We start from the raw sequence: 21,910 nt of genomic DNA on the forward strand, positions 1-21,910 counted from the left end.
GTAATTTTAAGAAATCATTAGCAATTATTAGCATTGCGGCATACGAATTAACGCACACCGCAACGCTATTTACTTACTATGCACCATCGGTAAAAGGCTATTAGATTATTTGATTATTTACTTAAGACACATACTTAAGACGTTACTTTGTGGAATCGCTCACTTCTTGCGGAGTCTTTGCCAAAGTCAAGCCAACTTCCTTAAGAACGCGAGCCACAGCTTCAACATTTTCTCCCTTAAGTGGGCAGACTGGATCTGGCATCTGATTTGTGTCGAACACACCAAGCAATGCCATTGCGGTCTTAAATGCGCCAACACCAGCGCCGAAGCCAGCCACTCCACTAGGAACAGTAACGATTCGCATCAAAGCAGCAAGCCAATCCTGCTCCTTCTTAACCGTTGCCCAATCGCCAGCCTGAGCAGCCTTCCACATGCGCACGTAGCCAGTGGCCTCAACGTTTGCAAGACCAGGAACAGAACCGTCTGCGCCAGCCATGTATGCGCCGTCAACAACAACCTCTTGACCCGTGAGCAAAGTCAATGGGTGGCCAGCCTTATTGTTGTCGTCTACAAGGAACCTAAACGATACGTCATCGTTGGAAGAATCCTTAACGCCTGCAAGCACGCCATCTTTGCCAAGCTTTACAAGCAAAGCACCTGGTAGCTTTGTGTGCACGCAAACTGGAATATCGTAAGCAAACAGTGGCAAATCTGGAACGGCTTCGTGAATAAGACGGAAGTGGCGCTCAACTTCTGCCATGCCGCCGAGTGCGTAGAATGGCGCTGTTGCAACGATTGCAGCTGCTCCAAGCTCCTTAGCTTCCTTTGCATGCTCAATAACGCGGTTTGTTTCCGTATCGATGCACCCAACAAGCACTGGCACGCGGCCGTCAACAATACGCATTACGGTTTCAATAATTTCGCAGCGGCGCTTATCTGTGCTAAACGCCACTTCGCCGGAAGATCCAAGCGTGAACAAGCCATCTACGCCCGCCTCAATCATTCGGTTAAGCGAACGCTCAAAGCTAACAACGTCTACTTCGCCGTCTGCCGTTAATGGCGTAACTACTGGTGGAATAACACCGTGGAATTTTTCTGTCATGATTAAACTTCTTTCGTATTTTTATGACTATTTATGACTTATGATTTTAGATTTTGCAATTAATGGGCGGCCTGCATGGATTTACTGCAAGGTCTTAACAGACCGCCCGCGCATTCAAGCTAGCGACTAACGCTTGCCGCTTACTTGCACTCTTCTTCCGTTGGATGCAACAGCGAAGGTGCCGCGCCCATCAAAATCTTTGTGTACTCATCTTGCGGATTGTTAATCACTTGGTGAGTTTCGCCGCGCTCAACAATCGTTCCGTGATTCATAACAACAACTTCGTCAGAAATGTATCGGATTGTTTGAATATCGTGGCTAATAAACACCATGGAAAGATTCAGCTTCTTCTTTAAGTCGGAAAGAAGATTCAAAATCTGAGCACGCACAGAAACATCCAAAGCGGAAGTTGGCTCATCTGCGATGATTGCATCTGGGTTAAGCGAAAGAGCACGAGCAATTGCCACGCGCTGACGCTGTCCGCCAGAAAGCTGACCTGGTAAAGCACCAAGAACAGAATGAGGCAAACCAACCATTCGGATTAGCTCCTTGGCTCTAGCATCGCGCTCAGCCTTGCTTCCAATCTTGTGCACAACAAGCGGATCAATCAACTGGTCAATCACACTCATGCGCGCATTCAAAGCCATTGCTGGATCCTGGAACACAACGGAAACCACGCGTCCAATATCCATGCGCTCTTTTGCAGTTCTATGCGTAACGTCTTGACCTTTGAACAAAACCTTGCCGCTTGTTACTTGCTGAAGTCCGCACATAATGTTTGCAGTAGTAGACTTTCCGCAACCAGATTCGCCAACAATACCAATCGTCTTGCCTGGCATAAGCTTAAGATTCACCTTGTTTACGGCCGTAATCTTGTTCTTATGGAATAAGCCAGATCCTGCTCGAGTAGTGAACACCACTTCGGCGTCGCGCAACTCGATGATTGGAACATCGCCATTTTCGCTTTGAGTTTTGTTTGTTTCGTTAACATTCATGTTCATCGCACATCTCCTTTATCGGAGTTGGTCAAAATTGCGGAAGGCACATCCGATTCTGGCTCTGGAGGCGCAGCGTAGAAGTGCCACGTTCCTGGAATGCGCTTCATTACTGGGCGCACGTCAAGTCCTTGATCTGGATGAGAAGAACGCGGTGCGAATCGATCTCCCTTAGGGAAGTCGGATGGGCTTGGAACCGTTCCTGGAACCTGATGCAATCTTGGAGCACCAGCCTCAATGGAAGTTACGGAGCCAAGCAAGCCGCGCGTGTACTCGTGATGCGGATCGGTAAGAATTTCCTTGGTGGAGCCTTGCTCAACAACCTGGCCTGCGTACATTACGGTAATCGAGTGCGCAACCTTGGCAACAAGAGCCAAATCGTGGCTTACAAACACCATTGCGAATCCAAGCTTCTCGCGCAATTCGTTAAGAAGGTCAATCACTTGCTTTTGAACAGTAACGTCCAAAGCGGTTGTTGGCTCATCTGCGATTATCAACTTTGGATCTCGCGTAAGTGCCATTGCAATCAACACGCGCTGACGCTGGCCGCCAGAAAGCTCGTGTGGGTAGGATTCAAGCGTGCGCTTTGGATCCAAGCCTACAAGCTCCAGCAACTCTTCGGCGCTGCGAGTGCCACCTCTAGAAGTTAGCTGCTTCATTTGCGCTTTAATAAGCATTGATGGGTTTAAGGAAGACAACGCATCTTGGTAAACCATTGCAATCTCATGACCGCGCAAAGCATTGTGCTCCTTTGGGCTAAGCTTTACAAGATCCTTACCATTAAAGAGGATTTGTCCACTAATCTTAGCTTTTGGATCAAGCAAGCCCATAATCGCAAGCGAAGTGATTGACTTACCGCAACCAGATTCACCAACCAAGCCCATTGTTTCGCCTGGGCGAACAGAGAAGCTCAAGTGATCCACAACGTTTACGCTGCCGTAGCGTGGGAACTGAATGCACAAGTCTTTAACCTCAATAACTGGAGGCTCCGTAGACGTTGGTTGCAAGCGATCCGTACGCTTTAACTCGGCCTCGCGAAGCTTTGCCAAAGACTCAACCAAAGCGTCGTGCTGCTCCTTGTAAGCTGCCACTGGGTCAGTAAGAATCCTGTCTTCCTTGCGAGCCGCATCCGCATCTGCAGCAGTCTTAGCTACTGGAGCGGTTGGAGCTGCAACCATTGCATCCGTAATTCCCTCAGAAAGAATGTTAAGGCACAAAACGGTAATCATGATTGCTAAGCCTGGGAACAGTGCCTGCCACCAGTATCCGAAGATAACGCCTGCCTTAGCAGAAGACAAAATGTTGCCCCATGTTGGCGTTGGCTCTGGAATACCAGCATTGATGAAGCTAAGAGAAGCCTCGAACACGATTGCGTCTGCAACAGAAAGCGTTGTGAACACCATAACTGGAGCTGCAATATTACGCGTTACGTGCTTGAGCAAAATCCAAGGTGCGCGAGCGCCAGAAACGATTACTGCACGCACATAGTCTTTTCCATATTCGCTTATAATGTTTGCGCGCACAATTCTTGCGATTTGTGGAACGTAAAGCACGCCAATGGAAATGATGATGCCAATCATGGATTGTCCAAGAATTGCAAGGCACACAGCCGCTAATGCGATTCCTGGGATTGACATTACTATATCAATCAATCGCATTATAAGCTCAGATATCCAAGTGCGGCTCACAGCTGCGATCGCGCCGATTATTGCGCCCATCACTAATGCAAAGAGTACAGACGACAAGCCGATTACCAACGAGTAGCGAGCGCCGTACATAACGCGCGAGAACACGTCTCTACCAAGGTTATCGGTGCCAAACCAGTGCGCTCCTGTTGGCGGCTGATAGTTTTGCGTAATCTTTACTGGGTCGCATGGCGCTAGGAATCGCGCGAATACTGCGCAGAACGCCAATATTGCAATCACAATAAGCGAGATTTTAGAGCCTAAGCTCATGCTTTTAAATCTGTTAAATTTGATGCCTGGTTTTGATGCGGCATCTACTACCTGACTTTTTCCAAATAGCATGTCACACCGTCCTAATTCTTGGGTTGATTAGCACGTAAAGCAAATCAACAATAATGTTTATAAAGATGAATGCGATTGCAACAACCAAAACAACGCCTTGCACAAGCATTGGCTGGTTGCCATTAATGCCATCGAACATTGCGGTACCCATTCCTGGTAGTGCAAAAATCACCTCAATAACGATTGCGCCACCCATAAGGTAACCAATCTTCATACCAAGAGTTGTGATTGGTGTAATCAAAGCGTTGCGGAACACGTTTCTAGCAACCACTACGCTCTTTGGAATACCTGCGCCGATTGCGGTTCGCACATAATCCTTATCCAATTCTTCTACCATCGAGGTTCGTATGATTCGCGTAAGCTGACCTGCTACTGGAAGGCCTAATGCGAAGCAAGGCATTGCCATTCTTGCAATGTACGCTTCTGGATCTTCAAAGAACGGCACAAAATCGCCAGATCCTGGGAGCCATGCGAGCTTGATTTGCAAGACGTAAATCAAAAGAACGCCAAGCCAGAAGGATGGAGTTGCGATTGCAATAATCGAAAGCACGCGAACCGTTTGATCAACCCAAGTATCGCGGTAAAGCGCTGCAAAAACGCCAAAGATTACTGCAAAGACTATTGCGATTAACAAGCCAATGAAGGTTAGTTGCAAGGTGATTGGGAAGGCGTCCGCCACTCGCTGAGCTACGGAATCCTTGTTTACGCCATAAACACCCATGTTTCCTTGGAAGAGTCCAACTATGTAGGACCCAAACTGCTCCCACCATGGCCTGTCGTATCCCATTTCGTGGCGGAAGGCTGCCAGAGCTGCTGGAGACGAGTTTTCGCCTAATGCTGCAACTGCTGGATCGTATTTAGAAAATGACATAAGGAAGAATACGAGGAACGTAACACCGAATGCCATGAACGGCAGGGCGATTAGTCGCCTACCTAAAAGTCTAAGAAAATTACTCATAAGACATCCACACATCCATTGAAGAAAATTATTATTTTTGCATAACAAAACCGACCCATCTGCACAAAGGCGAGAAAGGTAAACAGTTGGGTCGGTTTTGCGGTTAGAGGTTAGGGAAAATGAAGTTTGTTACTTTGACTTGCACCTACTTTGTTAGCTTTGCTTTTACAAGGTTGATGCCAGTGGAACCGATTGCATTCCACTCAGCCAATGCGCCCTTCTTTACAGCAGTAGTAGTCTTACGATGGAAGAGTGGGTACAGAGGCACTTCGTCGCTAATCAAGTCGAAGCACTGGTTCCAATACTTCTGGCGTTCTGCTGGCTTGGATGCTTCAAGAGCTTCGTCCATAAGCTTGTGGAGCTTTGCGTATCCTTCGGAGCTCTTCCAGAATGTGCGCTGACGGGTCCAAGCGTTGTCGCCGTACCACCAACTCATAAGCAAGTCTGGGTCGTTGCCGAACACGGATGGATCGCCTGGAGCAAGAACCATGGAATAGTTTGCGTCGTCGCGGTCGGTAATCTGTGGGTAAAGCGCAGAAGACTTCATGGACTTGATTTCTACATCCATACCAATCTCAGCAAGATCATTCTTGATTTGTGGAGCAAGCTGAGTAATCCAAGTGTGGTCCGTTGTGTAAAGAGTGAACTTTAGTGGGCCACTTACGCCAGCTTCCTTAAGCAAGCTCTTTGCCTTAGCAACATTCTTGGTGTAAACGTTCTTTGCCTTGTGGTAATTTGCGTAGTTCTTTGGCAAGAAGCTTGTTGCTGCCTCGCCCTGGCCGCTCATCTGGTTGGTAATAAGCTTGTTTACGTCAATTGCGTAGAGAGCAGCTTGGCGAACTCGCTTGTCGTCGAATGGCTTCTGCTTTGTGTTGAACATAAGGAATGGAAGAGTGAAGCCCTGTGCGGTCTTAAGCTCGGATCCAGATGCCTTCAAAGTGTTGAATGCCTGTGCTGGAACCATTTCCATTACGTCGGTCTTTCCGCCTTGCATTGCGGTTACACGAGCAGTATCGTCAACGGTTACATTCCAAACCATCTTCTTGGTCTGTGCCTTGTACTTGCCGTTGTAAAGATCGTTGCGCTCAAACTTTACTTGGTTATCTGTAATCGAAACGTACTTCCATGGGCCAGATCCGATTGGCATATTCTTAAGATCTGCATCAGACTTTGCAGATGGAACAATCTGAATCAAAGCAAGGCGCTGCTTGAACAGTGGGAACGCCTTCTTTAGCTTAAAGATTACGTGACGATTGTCTTTTGCTTCTACAGAGTCAATAAAGTCGAGCATAGAGATGTAAAGGCTGCCCTTTGCGGTTGTGCGCTTAAAGGAAGACACTACGTCTGCCGCTGTTACTTCCGTTCCGTCCGAGAACTTAGCAGCATCGCGAATTGTTACTTCGTATTCAGTATCGGAAATCTTCTTTGGCTCACCCTTTGCAAGAGCGTTGAAAACCTTAAAGTTGCTGTAATCAAGAGCGTAAAGTGGCTCTGTAACGTGCCAGTTTGCTGCCATTGGCAACGCGCCAGAGGTTGTAGATGGCGCAAAGTCGCGGCTTGCGTATGCAACCTGCGCGGTAATCGTATCTTTAACAGCAGTCTTTGCTTTTGCTGCCTTGTGGGTTTTTGCTCCACCGCAGCCAGAAAGCATCATCAATGCGGCCACACCAGCGGCGATTGCCGCGGTTAGCTTCGAGTTAATTCGTGCCATATTTTCTCCTCACCATTGAGTTTGGGTTTTTTGCATTTCGTCTTCGAATGCGAAAACATATTAAATTATAGCGCGTGCGTTATTTTCACGTTACTTCAAACATAAGAGGTCTGATGTCTGATGTCAAGTTATGCGTGTGTCGAATTTGTGAAAATTTTGATTATTTTTTGAAGTACAAAAAATCAGAACAAAATCGCACATAATCGACACACATATAACCACTATTTTTATTTATTTGTTACTTACGCGCGCTCGGCGAATCTGCGGAAGCTTGCGACTTTTCCTTAACGCACTCAACCGCATCTGCCTGCCAACTCTCCGCCTACAACTTTGCCGCAAACCAGCGCGTAATCGACGTTGGGTGCGTAATCGCCGTTCCAACAACAGCAGCCCAAGCGCCCATCTGCATAACCTTGTGCAACTGATCTGGAGTGTGAATACGCCCTTCGCAAATAATTGGATAATCTGGGAAAGCTTGCAAAATCTGGCCTAAAAGCTCAAAATCTGGGCCGTCCGTTTTTGGCCTTCCAGGCGAAGTGCCAGCCAAAGTTGTAGATATAATATCCGTTCCACAATCAGCCGCGCGCTTAGCATCATCGAAGTTGCCACAATCTGCCATAACAACTATGCCTTCGTCGTGCAACGCGCGAACAGTTTGCTCGTAAGTGAGCCCATCTGGGCGCGGCCTATCTGTAGCATCAATCGCAATAATATCCGCTCCAGCAGCAGCACAGCAGCGTGCGTGGCGCAAAGTCGGAGTTATGTAGACACCTTCGTGTCCGTCTTTCCAAATTCCGATTACAGGAACATCAACCTGCCCTTTAATCGCGGAAATATCCGACAACCCCTGGCATCTAATGCCAACAGCTCCGCCTTCTACGGCCGCCATTGCCATTTGTGCCATTGTTTCTGGGTGCCTAAGCGGCTCCCCTGGGTACGCCTGGCAGCTAACCACTAGGCCGCCCTTGATTTTTTCAATCACAGGATTCATATAGATTCCTCCTTTTTTCAAATATGACTAAACTAAACAAAATTAAACACAATCAAATGCGATTAAACGCGATTTGAGTGAACAGCAAAAGCCGCACCAATCAGCGGAGCAGATCCACCAAGCTTGCCCTTAACAATCGGCGTGCTTTTAATCAACGTTAATGCAGAATCTTCAAACCCAGCACGCATAGCATTCCACCAAATATCGCCAGCTTCTACAACAGACCCAGAAAGCACAATCACATCTGGATCTATAAGATTCGCCATTCCTGCAACGCACTGCCCCAAGGCCTTGCCGCTTCTAACAAGCGTTTCTTTAGCGTGCGCATCCTGCCCAGAATTCGCGCGCACACAAACCTCGTAGCCGTTTTTTGCAGGCTCGGTGCCTTGCGGAAGATTGCTGTTGTAAAGAGTGGCAAGTCCAGTTCCAGAGGCAACTGGCTCAATATGACCCGCATGCGCTCCGCAAGAGCAGTCAAAGCCAACTCCCAAATCACTAACAACGTGGCCAGCGTGTCCTGCAACTCCGTGCGCGCCCGTAAACAGTTTGCCGTTTACAATAATCGCGCCACCAATTCCAGTGCCTATGCCAACAGAGAACACAATCGATTTTCCGCGGCCTGCTCCGTAAATCGCCTCTCCAAGGCCGTGACCACCAACATCGCCAATCATATAAACTGGCAAATCGGTTACGCGCTTAAATGCGTCGTAAATTCGCTGACCTCTCCAACCTGGCAAAATGTCTGTAGCTGCTACAATTTCGCCAGTTTTGCTATTTGGCACTCCTGCAGCTGCTATTCCAATTCCGCTGATTTTTTTGCCACTTTTCGCCGCATCTTCCAATATTTGCTTTGCGCGAGCTACTAGGCGATTCTTTATATCTTCTCCGCCTTTTGCAGCTTCGGTTGGCATAGAGCCATAGTCTTCTACTGTTGGAGACGCACAATCTGCGCTTTCTTTACCAACGCTAGACCCTGAAGATTCTAAAGGCTCTGGCAAAGTCACCAATCCGTACGCGATTTTTGTTCCGCCTATGTCAAAAGCAAGATACGTAGAGCGATAATCTTTTACTTCGTCCATAACAATTTCCGTTTTCTTTCTTGCGTTTGCGACCTTATTTTTACTGTTTACTCGACTTTACCTATTAACTCACCCTGCGCAGCGACCACAGCATCATGAATGCGCGCCAAATACCCCAAGCGCTCTTCAACGCTCGCGTCTTGCGGAACGCACACTTTTGCGCCCAAATAGTCGATTGCGTAATCGTCTTTTAGCGCCTCACGAGTGGTTTCTTGAATTTCTTTAGACGTCATTAACGAAGTCGGCTCATCTGGGTTCATTGGCAAGTGGCCATCAATCCACTCGTATCCGTATTGCGTTGCATCTGGACCAGCTCCCGAGAACATTAATCCTTGCAGAACGCCAGCCTGCCTTGCCGCACGCACATGCTCTACTGCCGCTTGAGCATTTCGCTCTTCTACAACGCTTCTTCCCCAGTTGACTGTGATTCCAACTCCAGCATCTTTTGCAATTTGAATCTCTTCTTCTAGAGGCAGGAATCCTTTTTCTGGATTTTGGCTTTCAATATATCTATCGCAATGCTCAATCACTAGCTTTGCTCCACACCAATCGAGCTGCGCGAGTTCTTCTAACGACTTTTTCATTGCATCCGCCTGAGCTAAACGAGTTGGCGCTGTGTGGATTTCTACATGAGATATATCGCAGCTATCTCTAATGTCTACAACGTTTGCGATTGCTTCGCGAATATCCTTAAAGAAAGCCAGCGCGCGATGCCTGCCTTCTTCACTTGGGCTTGCAAGTCCAAATTCTGGGTCTGGGTCAAAGTTTATGTGACGCATTGTTCCTGGAATTGCCGTAATCGTATTTGCATGCCAATGCGATGGTATTGCGCTTGCTAGCCACGCGCGATTTTTTGGATCTGCCAAATCTCCTGGGTATGGAATCTCCGTTCCGTCAATCCAGCTTTGCTTACCCAACAAATCGTAGTATTTTTCTTGATCCTCGCGAGTTTTTGGCAACGATGCGTATGCGCCTACAACAAATTTAGCTTTCAGCATGATATCCTCCTTGAAATCGTAGCTGATTTGTATTCTGATTTGTCTTTCGACTTATCTTTCGATTTGTCTTTTGATTCGTAGATTACACCAATATCACTACAATTCGTCAGACGTCTGATAAATCTTTGTACTTGCGACTAAATTGTTTTCAAACTAAAGCAGCTTTTGTAAAAACATTAAATTTGATAAATTTGTAAGGTTGAGTCAAATTTATTGAATTGCTCTCAATAAGACTTTCCAAATCGTCAAAATAAAACTGTATAAAGTAAGGATTGTGGTATGAGAAAGGTAAGTACTATTCGCACAATTAGTGGAATTGTATTAACTTTTGGATTGGTTTTTTCGTCACTGCTTGGAATTCCCGCGTTGACGTCAACAGCAATTGCAAGTGAGACATTGCCATCTACCACACCTCTTACCGCACAAACCGCTCACGACATTTCAACTGGCAGAATTCGCCTAGAAAATGGCCAAATTGACCAATTGTTGTATGGAAAGCCAGCTCTAGATCCAAATGAAGACAGCGATGGCGATGGCCTTAATAACAGCGAAGAGCTTTACACATACACAAAAGATGGACGAACCTACTACGGATACAAGTCACATCCTTTGATTAAAGACACTGATGGCGACGGATTAGACGACAAAGACGATAAAAATCCTCGCAGGTGGGATATTAGCTCTCGCGATATGGCTCTGTTTATGGAACTTGCGTATAGGGAGGATAATTACGTAAATAAAGTGCTTGACGACAAGCATGAGCTTACAGAGATTTACAAAGATCGCAACGAATATAAGCTTATGCATAACGAGCTTGCGCCATATTGGAAAGTAAAGAAAACATACCACGAGTCCGATGGCTTTGACGCTGTTCTTTTTGAAAATGTTAATCCTGAATACCCATTTATTGAGCAAAACGGCGTGCAAGTTCTTGGAATCCGCGGAACTCAAGGAGCAAAAGATGCAAGTCTAGACTTAAAGCTATTCTTTGGCGGCGAAATTAGCCAAGCAGTTACTACAGAAAAACTTATGGATGAATTAAACAATAATCATTTAGCAAGCAATCTGTACGTTACTGGCCATTCTTTAGGCGGATATTTAACAGAACGTGCGCTTGTTTATGCTAAGCGGAAAAATTACGATTGGTTTACTAAAGCTTATACATTTAATGCTCCAAAAATTAAGGGAAGCATTTTTAGGCCATCAATGAAGAAACGAGCCGAAGAACTAAACGAACTTACTAAAAAAGGTTACGCTGAGCATTATGCCACAAAGAAAGATACGCTTATAAGCTTTATTGGTCATGTTGATGGTGCAAAAATTATAGACACTGGAAACAATGGTCACAGTTCACGTAACTTCCTAGATAAAAAGATGGACAATCAGCCAGGATTTACCGTTGGAAACAGAAAACAGATTGATAGCACTGGAACAGTAAACCCAGGCGTTACAAAAGTTAAAGAAACTCCAAAGCCTGCAGAAGTAAAGCCTTACGAAGAAACTTACAAGCCAGAAGTTAAAGAAATTCTTCTTGCAAACAACGAGCCTTTACCAAGCGATTTTAAGGATGCTTTAGCAAACGCTAAGAATCTTCCCCAAGGAGCAACTTTTGAAGATGTTACAAATCGCGATTTAATTAACATCTCTAAAGCTGGAGACTATACAGGCAAGCTTAAGATAAAAATAAATGGCACTAAAACGATTGAAAAAGAATTTACTATACGCGTAGTAAATATGCCAGAAGTCACCGTTAAAAGCGATGCCAACCTTCGTTTTGAGCTAAATTCTACATTCCCTAACGATTTTGACGCTAAGAAATATCTTGATGGAGTACCTAGTAACGCTAAAGTTTCTTTGCTCAATACGCCAAATATGAACACTAAGGGCGTACAAAACATTACTGTAAAAGTAAGCTTTGTTAACGGCACTAAGCGAACGGTAAAGATTCCCGTAAAAATCTATGAAGCAACGCCTTGGGCAAATTTGACTCCAGCACAAGAGAGCATTCCGTGGACAGAACTAACTCCAGCAAAGAAATCAATACCGTGGACGGAGCTAACGCCAGCGAAAGAAGTAATCCCATGGATCAACCTAACTCCAGCAACGCCAGTAACGCCAACACCAGCACCACAACCAGAGCCTAATATTCCTACACCACCTCAACCTCAACCTCAACCAAATCCACAGCCACAACCAGAGCACCCACAGACTCCAGTTCCACCTACACCGCAACCAAATCCAGAGCCTGCAAACCCTACAAACAATACAACGCCGCAGACTCATCAAACTCATCAGCCAACCCCAAATGTGGAATCTCATGAGCCGCCTAGCGAGACTAATAGTCCACAAACTCCTAATGCTAACAATAACTCACCAAGCAAAAGCTTTGTGGAAATTAACAACAATACAGAATCGCTCACAAATCAGAAGCAGGTACCAGAATCAACAGAAGTGCCAGAAGCACCAAAGAGCATTGCTGATTTGCTGCCAGAATTAACCAACACTCTAACTGTTGGAAACAATAACATTGCTTATGCAGGAAAGAACAATCAGATTACTGTTTCTCTAAACACAACAGCAGAATTCATGCGTAAATTGCAACTAAACAAAGCAGTAAAAGCATACGCATACATTTATTCAAGCCCTAAGCTTCTTTATAGCGTAAATGGAACAAGGCATGTAACAGTTCGCATCAACAAACAGGGCAAAGCAATATTTGATGCGATTATTCCACAAGAATATAGCGGCAATCACACTATTGTTCTTATCGACGAAAATGGCAAGCAAGTTGCATGGACTAATGTGTTAGTAAAGAAAAACGAATCTTTGCAAAATAATTCTTCAAGTGGAATTGTTTCATCGCAAACACATAGTGCTAGTGTAAACAACAAGCTTCCTAATACTGGAATACAAGTGATTCCAGCTGTTTTTAGCACTGCATTAATACTGTTTGTTTGCACAATCATTACAGCTGCAAAAAAATCACATCTAACTAAATAGCTAATGCAAAAAACTAAATACTAAATACTAGATAAAGACCAGCTTGCAAACAACCAAGCTGGTCTTTATTTATTCACTCAAATGCATTGCATTCCCACAGCGCGCTTAATGGTATTGCCCACAGATTATCTGCCCACTGCATAATTTTTTGACCCATATAAACAACATATCCGCGCTTAAATTCAGGTTTTTTAGAAAGAGCTACAAGCCCCTTAAAATCGTTACGATTCACCATGCTAGAGCTTTTTACTTCCACTCCAACCAGATTCCCACGGAAGCTTAGCACAAGGTCAACTTCTTTAGGACTGCTACCAGTTTCACGCCAGTAGAAGCAATCTGGATGCGTTTTAGACCATTGCACAGCAGGCATAATCTGATTTACAACAAAGCTTTCTAGTAAGTTCACATACGTAACGGGATCTTCCAAAGGATTATGACCCTTACTGATCATTGTTTGAACACTTAAAGACGTATCGACTGGGTGTATTTTTGCTCTAGTAAAAGTTTGACGATTTGGCGCAGTTTTTATATTCGGTAGATAATTTATTAAGAATCTACGCAAGAATACGCTAATGTAACGCTCAATGGTTCGCCTATCTAAAGCAAGATCTTGACCTATTGAACTCGTATTAAGAATCCCACCAGGCTCACATAGCAACTTATTAAGTATGCTAACAGCCATGCTTCTGTCTAATCGTTCTCCTGGAAGAATGGTATCTCCCAACACTGCAAGAATATCGTTTGAAACAAGCTTTTCTCTCTCCCAAGCCTCGTAAGAATCATATGATTGCTGATATTCTGGGAATCCTCCCGCAGCCATAATTTTATATACTTCTTCTCTGCTTATTTCTTTTTCATATTTAAGATTTGGATTACTTTCTATAAGACTATCTACAATATTTCTACTATTTTGAGTAATTTCACACTGCGTAAAAGGACTCATTGTAAAATGCTGAGCGCGTCTAGCAAGAGGATCTTGACCATCTAGTCCATTGCGATTTATAAGTGCACTACCTGTTAAAACATATTGAAGACTGTTTTCCGTTGAATTATCAACTATTTCTTTTATTGCAAGAGGCAAATTTGGCAGCCTTTGCGCTTCATCAATAACAACTGGAGTACTAAGATTTTTTAGCCAACCATATAAATCTGTTGATGCAAGCACAAATGTATTTTCATCCGCAAGACTCACGTATGAGAATCCTTTAGACACAAGCTGATGCTTTGACATCATAGTTTTTCCCACAGCTCTTGCGCCTTCAAGAATCACGACTTTTCGCTTTGATTGAAGAATAGAATCAGCAATTGGTCTAGGAAAATAAGCGCTCATAAAGACAAGTATACACAAAAACGTATTTTTTGTACATCCAATGTACAATTTTTTATACATCCAATGTACAAAAACTACGATTTATACATCTTTTGTCTAAATATCACACACAAAATTCATACCAAAATCAAGGGCCCGAAGCCCCAAAAGTGTGTAAAAAAAATCATGTCTTAGACCTTGCAATACAAGCGTTTTGCCACAATCGAATCTGGGCTATTCTTTACTTGCAAAATCATTCTAAACAAAAATATTCAAACACTTAGCACAGATTCACGTTACTAGTTTTATCAATCACTATTGTTCCGATAAATTAAATATGTTATTCCGCTACTGTTTATGTTATTCCGATAAAACGTTAAAATATAATAAAATGCAACAATGATTAAAGGTATTTTATGTACATAACAGTAAAGCAAGCTGCTGAAAAATGGGGCATATCAGATAGACGAGTAAGAATTCTATGCTCCGAAGGGAAAATTCCAGGAGCATATCAGGAAGGAAGATCCTGGAAAATACCATATGACGCATCAAAGCCAACCGACGGAAGATATAAAATTAGCGAATCGCTAATTCCAATCATAAAAACTAAATTAGAGACCCTTAAAACAAGAAGACCTCTAACTGAAGGAGAATTAGAAAGACTTAATGAAGAATTTCTAATAGAATATACATACAACTCAAACGCAATTGAGGGAAACACTTTAACACTGCGCGAAACAGACATGGTTCTTAGAGGACTTACTGTTGATCAAAAATCATTAAAAGAACATCTAGAAGTTATTGGCCACAAAGAAGCCTTTGATTATGTAAAGCAGCTTGTTAGCGAAAATAAGCAGATAAATGAAAAAGTTATAAAAGACATACATTATTTAGTTTTAGCCAACAAGAGAGAAGATAGAGGTGTTTATAGAAGAGTTCCCGTTCGAATTATGGGAGCTACACATGAGCCACCACAACCATATTTAATCGCTTCAAAAATGGAAGAATTATTGAAAAAATACAAAAACAGCAATGAAGATATTGTTACTAAACTTGCTCGTTTTCATATAGAATTCGAAAGCATTCACCCTTTTATTGATGGAAATGGAAGAACAGGAAGATTGCTGGTCAATTTGGAGTTGATGAAAGCAGGGTACCCACCAATAGATATAAAATTTACTGATCGCTTGAAATATTATGAAGCTTTTGATGAGTATCACGCAAAACATAACGTGTCTACCATGGCAAACATGTTTGCAAGATATTTAAATCAAAGACTTGATTTGTATTTGTCTATTTTAGAGTAGTGGCTATTTTTAATTAAAGCTACGCGCAATTGGCTTTACTGTTATTTTCTCAGATAGTTGACTGAACTATTAACAGCACTGTGGTCGAATCTCAGACTTGGCCACAGATTCTGATTGGCCTATAATCCAATATTTATACAAATGCATTGCGCTGCAAGCTCGCGATTATAAAACTTGTATACACAAAAACTACGATTTATGCGATTTTTCTAGACTTAGCAAAAGTTATAGCAGCAATACTTACAACAAGAACAGCAAGAACAATCAATGGCGCCGCAAAATAATTTGTGTAGAATTCACGCACATCAATGTCTACTGAATTGATAGTCGCAGCATAAGTTGCCCAAGACAATACACCTAATACAACATCAACAATCGCATATACATATGCGTTTTTATACAACTCTTTAGCTGATTTGCTGCTTTTAACCCAAAGCATTACAGACAAAACCAAGCCTATTAGCATTGACACAACAGCAACAAGTGCAAACAACATATCTAACATAAAAACCTCCTGCCCAATTAAATCCTCTACAGTAACGGATTTAATACGATTTTAATTTAACTAAGATTTTCGTGTCAATATTAAAAAAAAAAATTATAGAATTTTGCACATTATTTTCACATTTAGCGTACTTCTAAGACATAAGAACAAGCCACAAACGTTGATATATCAACGTTTTCTACATGGAGCGGACAACGGGAATCGAACCCGCCTCTGAAGCTTGGGAAGCTTCCATTCTACCGATGAACTATGTCCGCATGATCGGTTACTCCGCGATTAATCCTTACCGATAATCTGCCTACAAACAAGCAAATAAGCGCTCAAGAATCAATCTAAAAAGCAAACCATCTAAGAATATCACGCTCCGCTAACTGCTACAACTCCGCCAGAAACACCTTTGCCGTATTCAACATTGTATTTAGCGCCATTCTTAAAACGAAACACGCTATCGCCATCACGCTCAATATGATCGATTTCTCCACGCGCATCTTCTTGCACAAGACTTTCCATCTTACTAGACATAAGCATTAAAGAGTCAACTCGCTTGTTAACATCTGGCTGCCTAGAAAACAGCTTTAAAAGCTTGGAATCGTAGTTTGCAAACGGATTTACAATCATCAGTGAAGCAATAGCTTGCACTCCCGAATGCAAATCCATCTTATGCATCTTAACTCCGTAGGAAATTTTGTTTAGAGCAGATGCCAAAGCCGCAGGGTCGCCAGTAAGCATACTTGCACTTCGATCTGCATCCAGCTCGCGCGCTCTAGAAATCGCAAGCTTAACAAATAGAGAACCGAGCGGCACAAAAATGGCACTTAAAACCTTGCCAATAACTTTTAGTACAGGGCAACGCCTTTTAGCAGATTTTGCACACTCACTTCCCGAATACATAAGCACGTACCCAAAATACGTAACAACTGTTGCGATTGCAGATGCAACCGTTGAATTCAAAATATCGTGATTATAAACATGAATAAGCTCGTGGCTTACAACGCCACGCAACTCGCGCTCGTTTAGAATATTCAAAAGACCACGAGTGCAGCAAATTGTTGCGTGACGCTCGCTTCTACCAATTGCAAAAATATTCGGACTATCTGTTGGAGCAACATAAATGCGCGGCATAGGCTTTTCGATTTGCGCAGAAATCTCGCGAACAATGCCGTATAAAACAGGTTCGTCATTCTCGCTAATTTCGCTAGCACGCATAATGCGAGTGGCAACTTTTCCAGAAAGCCAATAAGCACATAAGCTTAAAATTATTGCAATAATTGCAAACCAAACCAGCATCGACAAACGCAATCCAGCAACAATCCACAGCAAAGCAGCAAATAGCCATATTAGCGAAAACAACACTACTGTTTTCAAATTGTTGCAATAGCGCATACCCATGTTGCCAAACATGATTTTGATTTTAATAATCGCAACTGTAATTTTGCTGAATGAAAACTGTATATTTAATGTTTATGATTTAACACACTTAAAACAGATGAATAAATGTTGAAAAGTGGCCACTTTCTGCGCAATTTGGCTACAGTTTAATGGCCACTAATCAATGTTTACTAATCAATGCGTACACTCAATATAAACTATTGTTTAATTTCCGCTATATCCATAAGCATTTGTTTAGATACGACTTTTTTGCGAGCGCGATTTTCCGCTAATCCAGATTCCACCTCGAAAGCATCAATCCTCTTCCACCCTTCAAAATCAACCACTTTGACTCCTCTAGATTTAAGAAGATTTTCAATAGACTTAGGATCTCTATCTGTTGCCAATCTTCCAGGAAGTGCAGGAATCTCAGAAAGCGCAGGAAGCGCGGTTTCACATTCTTCGGTCGAGCTTTTTGCCAAGTCTTCCAGCATATTTTCAACAATTTGCAGAGCGTCCGACTTTGTAGAGCCAATCAAACCGACTGGTCCTCGCTTAGCCCAACCAGTTGCATACAAGCGCGGGCAAACAACCCCATTTTGCGCAGAAGTTAAAATCCTGCCATCGCTGTTTGCAAGAAGCGCACGAGAAGAGTCGTAAGCAACTCCACTAACCTGCGCAGGCTTATATCCAATCGCATGGTAAACCGCCTGAACTGGGTATTCTTCAAACTCGCCAGTGCAAGTCATTTTGCCATCCGCGCTTGTAGATGTGCGCTCTACTCGAATCGCACACACTCGCCCATCTTTGCCTAAAATCTCAACTGGATTTGCGTTAAAGTGAATAATGTAGCGCCTATTTGCAGTATTGCCCTCAAAGTCAACGTTTCCACCATCTTCCATATCTTCACTCAAATCGCGTATAGCAAAAAGCTCTTCTACCATTTGGCGAGTCAATTTGTCTTTTCCAGCAACATCAATTGTTTCGTCGTCCAGGTCAAAATCGCTTTCGTTTACAACTATTTGCACACCAGAAAGCTTTTCCATCTCACGCAATTCTTGCACGGAGAATTTAGCTTGAGCAACGCCTCGTCGAATAAACAAGTGAAGTGTTTTAGCCTGGTTTTTAAGTAAACCATTGTAAACGTCGTCGGAAATATCCGTGTGCTCTCTAAGATAATCAGCATCTCGCAAAAGCTCGCGCGCAACATCCATAGCAACGTTTCCGCCGCCAATAACAGCCACTTCGCTTGCATCAAGCGGCCACGTACGCTCGCTGGTAGGATATCCGTCGTACCATTCCACAAACTTTGCAGCACCATACACACCGTTCAACAATGCACCTGGAATATTAAGCGGCTTATCTTCTACAGCGCCCGTAGCAAACAGAATTGCGTCGTATCTCGGCAATAAATCTTCTAATGTAATATCTTTGCCAAATTCAACATTCGCATACAAGTGAATATTTGGATTATCAAGCGTTTTAGCTAATGCATCTGCAATAAATTTTATACTCGGATGGTCTGGAGCAACGCCATATCGAACCAGGCCAAATGGCACTGGCAACTTTTCAAATAAATCGATTCTAGCTGCCGTACCCAAGCCCATGCCGTCGCCTAGTTTTTTAAGCTGACGAAGAAAAATATCTGACGAGTAAATTCCAGCAGGCCCCGCGCCAATAACTGCGATTCGCAATTCGTGCGAATCCGCATTATAATTCGTTTCCATAAATTTTCCCATGTTATTATTCAAATTTTGTTATTCAACTTTTGTTATGTTAAAACATTACATTTTGCGTGTTTCGAGCATTCTTAAGCCTAATCTTTTTGAAGATTTACATAATCGCTGGCTTTTATGCTCCACTATTTAGACTAGCGCCTTGGTTCATTCAAGAAAAGAGCAAAGTGAATATTGTCACTTATACACATTTATCGCTTATACGCGATTGCGCTTATCCACATATTCGCATTTACACATATAAACTCTTGCTACTTATGCACATATTCACATTCGCACTTACGCACGCAAAATCACGCACGCTTGCCTTTCAACGCTGTTAGCGCCCACAAAATAGACACAACATCAATCATCTCTTGCATCATTGCCCCAAGAACCGCAGGAATCGTCCCAAAAGCCGCTGCAATCATGCTTATAACAGCCAAACCAATTCCCAGCATAACCGCCTGAACCATAACTCGTTTTGTGTGTTTTGCAACGCTTACAGCGTTTGCTACAGCATAAATGTTGTTATTCATAATCACAACTTGCGCGCACTCCGAAGCAGCTGTATCCGTGCCATCTGTTAAAGCCACGCCAATGTTTGCTGCAGCCAAAACTGGAGCATCATTTACACCGTCTCCAACCATCATTGTTACGCGCTTATCTTTTTTCTTATGCATAAAGCTGCTAAAACCGCCAAAACTGCCGCAATCTTCTTCGCTTTTATAACCACTATAGTGCTGTTTTATGCACTCAAGCTTGTCTTGTGGCAGCAAATTAGCCTTTACTCGCTCAATACCAACGCTTTTTGCTATTGTTTGAGCAGCCTGCAAGCCGTCTCCCGTAAGCATGCTTATTGAACGAACTCCAAGCTCCTTTAACTTTTGAATCGTTGATTTTGCATTTTCTCTAGGCACGTCTTTTAGGACGATTCGACCAACAAGTTTGCCATCAAAAGAAACGTATGTTGCCATTTCGTCGGCAGCAAGTTTTTCAAAATTATTTTCTATATTTTCTATATTTGCACGTTTGGCTTTATCTTCGGTTGCTTGCGACTTTTCCGCGAGCTTGCCAGGGCACGCATTCAAAACGTAGCTTTTTCGCCCAACTCTAACGTTTATACCATCCACACTTGCGCATATACCTTGCCCAGCAGTTTCTTTAACACCGCTTATAACTGGATATTCGCGAACGCTTGGAAGTTGCGGAATAGCAGATGGATGCGCGTTTTGCCAAAGATCTGCTCCAGCTTTTGCAATTCCTCCTGCAAGAATGTGCTGCGAGTAGGTTTCCAAAACACCTGCAAACATTAGGATTCTATTTTGCAACCCACTATTTTCTTGATTTACGCCATCTTTGCCATCTGCGCTATCTGCGCTATCTTCGCCATCTTTATGATTCGCTAAATCCACTCTAACAACTTGAGGCTGCTTAACAGTAAGCGTTCCCGTTTTGTCGAAGAAAACATCACTTACACAACTTAATTGCTCTAAAACATCCTGACTTTTTACAACAATCCCAAGCTTTGCAAGCCTTCCCGTTCCTGCCATAAATGCCACCGGCACAGCGATTAATAGTGGGCAAGGCGTAGCTAGCACCAACACTTGCGCAAATCTTAAAGCCTGCCCAGATACAGCCCAAGCGCTAAATGCAATCACAAAAGAAAGCACCGTAAATGGAACGGAAAGCATATCCGCAAATCGAACTACAACTGCCTTGGAGCTTCTTGCAGATTCAACCAACTTCATGATTTTTTGATATTGCGAATTTTGCGATAACTTAGTTACGCGCATAATTAACACAACACCGCCATTTACACACCCAGACAACACTTGCGCGCCAGCAAACACTTCACGCGGAAGCGACTCTCCATTTATTGCGCTTGTGTCTAAAACCGCAGAACCGCTTAAAAGCTGACCATCTACAGGAACCGTTTCTCCTGGAAGCACAACTATTACATTGCCAATTTTTAGATCTTCAACTGGAACTGTTTTGTATCTTTGCAATTGGCTAGAAGACTTTACATCTTGCAATATTGGGCATTCTTTAGAGTTATTGTTACATTTTTTACACGATTCACAACTAGTAAAATCTTTAGGTTCTTGCAATGCCTCTAGCGAAGATTCATCGCTTACTTTTCTAAAATGATTATGATCAAGCAGAGCACATTGCTCACAAGATTCACCGCACACTATTCCAGGAAGTGTCATTAAATGCGCGGTTTGAGGAGACGCATTTACTAAAAGCGACAGATTTTTTTGCGCTGCATCTTGCGCAAAGTCTTCGATTGCACCGCCTGTAAACACCATTACAACAATCAAATAACTTGCCCAAAATTCGCCTATACAAAGCGTTGCGAGCAATGCAATAAACGCAAGCAAGTCAATTCCAAGCGTGCCATGCGCCAAATCATCAATCATACTTAAAAGCGACTTAGCACATGTGTATAAAACTAAACATGTTATTATACTTTGCCCGATTGTAAGGCTTATTTGCGCATTAAAATCAACGTTTATCAGTGAAAATAGTTGATTTAACGTCTTGCTTATAGCTTTGCAAAAATCGAGTATAAAACTTAGATTGCTAGAATAAAACGCCGCAATAAACGGGAACAAAACTAAAACGATTACTAATTGAGGAGCACGACGGCAATACGCTAAAAGTTTACGCATACACTTTCCTTACGCTGATCAGGTTAACCGCGTTAAACGCTGCTAACACACGATTTCACGCCTTGTTAACCCATTGAGCAGCTATTTATAAGATTTATAACAGCAAGCCCAATACACGGCGTAAGAGGTTATATTGACTTAACAAATTTAGTTTACCAAAAGGCCTAGAT

The 21,910-nt window shown here is 43.1% G+C and carries 15 protein-coding genes and 1 tRNA gene; 2 read left to right on the forward strand and 14 right to left on the reverse strand.

Annotation, left to right across the window (positions count from 1 at the left end; genetic code table 11):
* Positions 1 to 142 precede the first annotated feature (142 nt).
* The 8 genes from NYP65_RS04070 to NYP65_RS04105 all read right to left on the reverse strand — a co-directional run bounded on the left by NYP65_RS04070 (position 143) and on the right by NYP65_RS04105 (position 9,861).
* Positions 143 to 1,102, reverse strand: a complete 960-nt coding sequence (locus tag NYP65_RS04070) for a dihydrodipicolinate synthase family protein (RefSeq protein WP_101889456.1) — start codon at positions 1,100 to 1,102, stop codon at positions 143 to 145.
* Between the two features lie 140 nt (positions 1,103 to 1,242).
* Positions 1,243 to 2,103 carry an ABC transporter ATP-binding protein gene (locus NYP65_RS04075; protein ID WP_004116524.1) on the reverse strand — a complete coding sequence of 287 codons (861 nt, stop codon included), beginning with the start codon at positions 2,101 to 2,103 and terminating at the stop codon, positions 1,243 to 1,245.
* On the reverse strand, positions 2,100 to 4,124 hold the full coding sequence (locus tag NYP65_RS04080) for a dipeptide/oligopeptide/nickel ABC transporter permease/ATP-binding protein (RefSeq protein WP_004132421.1): 2,025 nt from the start codon (positions 4,122 to 4,124) through the stop codon (positions 2,100 to 2,102). The genes NYP65_RS04075 and NYP65_RS04080 overlap by 4 nt, the downstream gene beginning before the upstream one ends.
* A gap of 1 nt (position 4,125) precedes the next feature.
* Positions 4,126 to 5,031 carry an ABC transporter permease gene (locus NYP65_RS04085; RefSeq protein ID WP_004131261.1) on the reverse strand — a complete coding sequence of 302 codons (906 nt, stop codon included), beginning with the start codon at positions 5,029 to 5,031 and terminating at the stop codon, positions 4,126 to 4,128.
* A gap of 196 nt (positions 5,032 to 5,227) precedes the next feature.
* A complete protein-coding gene (locus NYP65_RS04090; RefSeq protein WP_473410652.1) occupies positions 5,228 to 6,793 on the reverse strand; it encodes an ABC transporter substrate-binding protein in 1,566 nt (521 codons plus the stop codon).
* Between the two features lie 322 nt (positions 6,794 to 7,115).
* Complete coding sequence (locus NYP65_RS04095) at positions 7,116 to 7,784, reverse strand: N-acetylmannosamine-6-phosphate 2-epimerase (RefSeq protein ID WP_004131256.1); 669 nt, start codon at positions 7,782 to 7,784, stop codon at positions 7,116 to 7,118.
* A 62-nt stretch (positions 7,785 to 7,846) separates the two neighbouring features.
* Positions 7,847 to 8,863, reverse strand: a complete 1,017-nt coding sequence (locus NYP65_RS04100; RefSeq protein WP_102704868.1) for an ROK family protein — start codon at positions 8,861 to 8,863, stop codon at positions 7,847 to 7,849.
* A gap of 47 nt (positions 8,864 to 8,910) precedes the next feature.
* A complete protein-coding gene (locus tag NYP65_RS04105; RefSeq protein ID WP_473410653.1) occupies positions 8,911 to 9,861 on the reverse strand; it encodes a DUF4862 family protein in 951 nt (316 codons plus the stop codon).
* 279 nt (positions 9,862 to 10,140) lie between these two features.
* Between NYP65_RS04105 and NYP65_RS04110 the strand changes: the two genes are divergently transcribed.
* Complete coding sequence (locus NYP65_RS04110) at positions 10,141 to 12,861, forward strand: Rib/alpha-like domain-containing protein (protein WP_473410654.1); 2,721 nt, start codon at positions 10,141 to 10,143, stop codon at positions 12,859 to 12,861.
* 73 nt (positions 12,862 to 12,934) lie between these two features.
* Here the strand turns inward: NYP65_RS04110 and NYP65_RS04115 are convergent, their stop codons facing one another.
* A complete protein-coding gene (locus NYP65_RS04115) occupies positions 12,935 to 14,191 on the reverse strand; it encodes an ATP-binding protein (protein ID WP_473410655.1) in 1,257 nt (418 codons plus the stop codon).
* Positions 14,192 to 14,586: 395 nt separating this feature from the next.
* On the opposite strand from NYP65_RS04115, the gene NYP65_RS04120 reads away from it, so the two are divergent.
* On the forward strand, positions 14,587 to 15,477 hold the full coding sequence (locus tag NYP65_RS04120) for a Fic family protein (RefSeq protein WP_473410656.1): 891 nt from the start codon (positions 14,587 to 14,589) through the stop codon (positions 15,475 to 15,477).
* Between the two features lie 196 nt (positions 15,478 to 15,673).
* Here the strand turns inward: NYP65_RS04120 and NYP65_RS04125 are convergent, their stop codons facing one another.
* From NYP65_RS04125 to NYP65_RS04145, 5 genes are all read right to left on the reverse strand, one after another.
* Positions 15,674 to 15,982 (reverse strand): hypothetical protein, encoded by a 309-nt coding sequence (locus tag NYP65_RS04125; protein WP_016839044.1) that lies wholly within the window; start codon positions 15,980 to 15,982, stop codon positions 15,674 to 15,676.
* A 183-nt stretch (positions 15,983 to 16,165) separates the two neighbouring features.
* Positions 16,166 to 16,239: transfer RNA gene (locus tag NYP65_RS04130), tRNA-Gly, on the reverse strand.
* 100 nt (positions 16,240 to 16,339) lie between these two features.
* Positions 16,340 to 17,383, reverse strand: a complete 1,044-nt coding sequence (locus NYP65_RS04135) for a M48 family metalloprotease (RefSeq protein ID WP_473410657.1) — start codon at positions 17,381 to 17,383, stop codon at positions 16,340 to 16,342.
* A 185-nt stretch (positions 17,384 to 17,568) separates the two neighbouring features.
* Positions 17,569 to 19,077 carry an FAD-dependent oxidoreductase gene (locus NYP65_RS04140; protein ID WP_473410658.1) on the reverse strand — a complete coding sequence of 503 codons (1,509 nt, stop codon included), beginning with the start codon at positions 19,075 to 19,077 and terminating at the stop codon, positions 17,569 to 17,571.
* Between the two features lie 302 nt (positions 19,078 to 19,379).
* Positions 19,380 to 21,740, reverse strand: coding sequence for a heavy metal translocating P-type ATPase (locus tag NYP65_RS04145; protein ID WP_473410659.1), 2,361 nt, complete (start codon positions 21,738 to 21,740; stop codon positions 19,380 to 19,382).
* Positions 21,741 to 21,910: the final 170 nt, after the last annotated feature.

The organism is Gardnerella sp. c12Ub_1, from assembly GCF_055804375.1.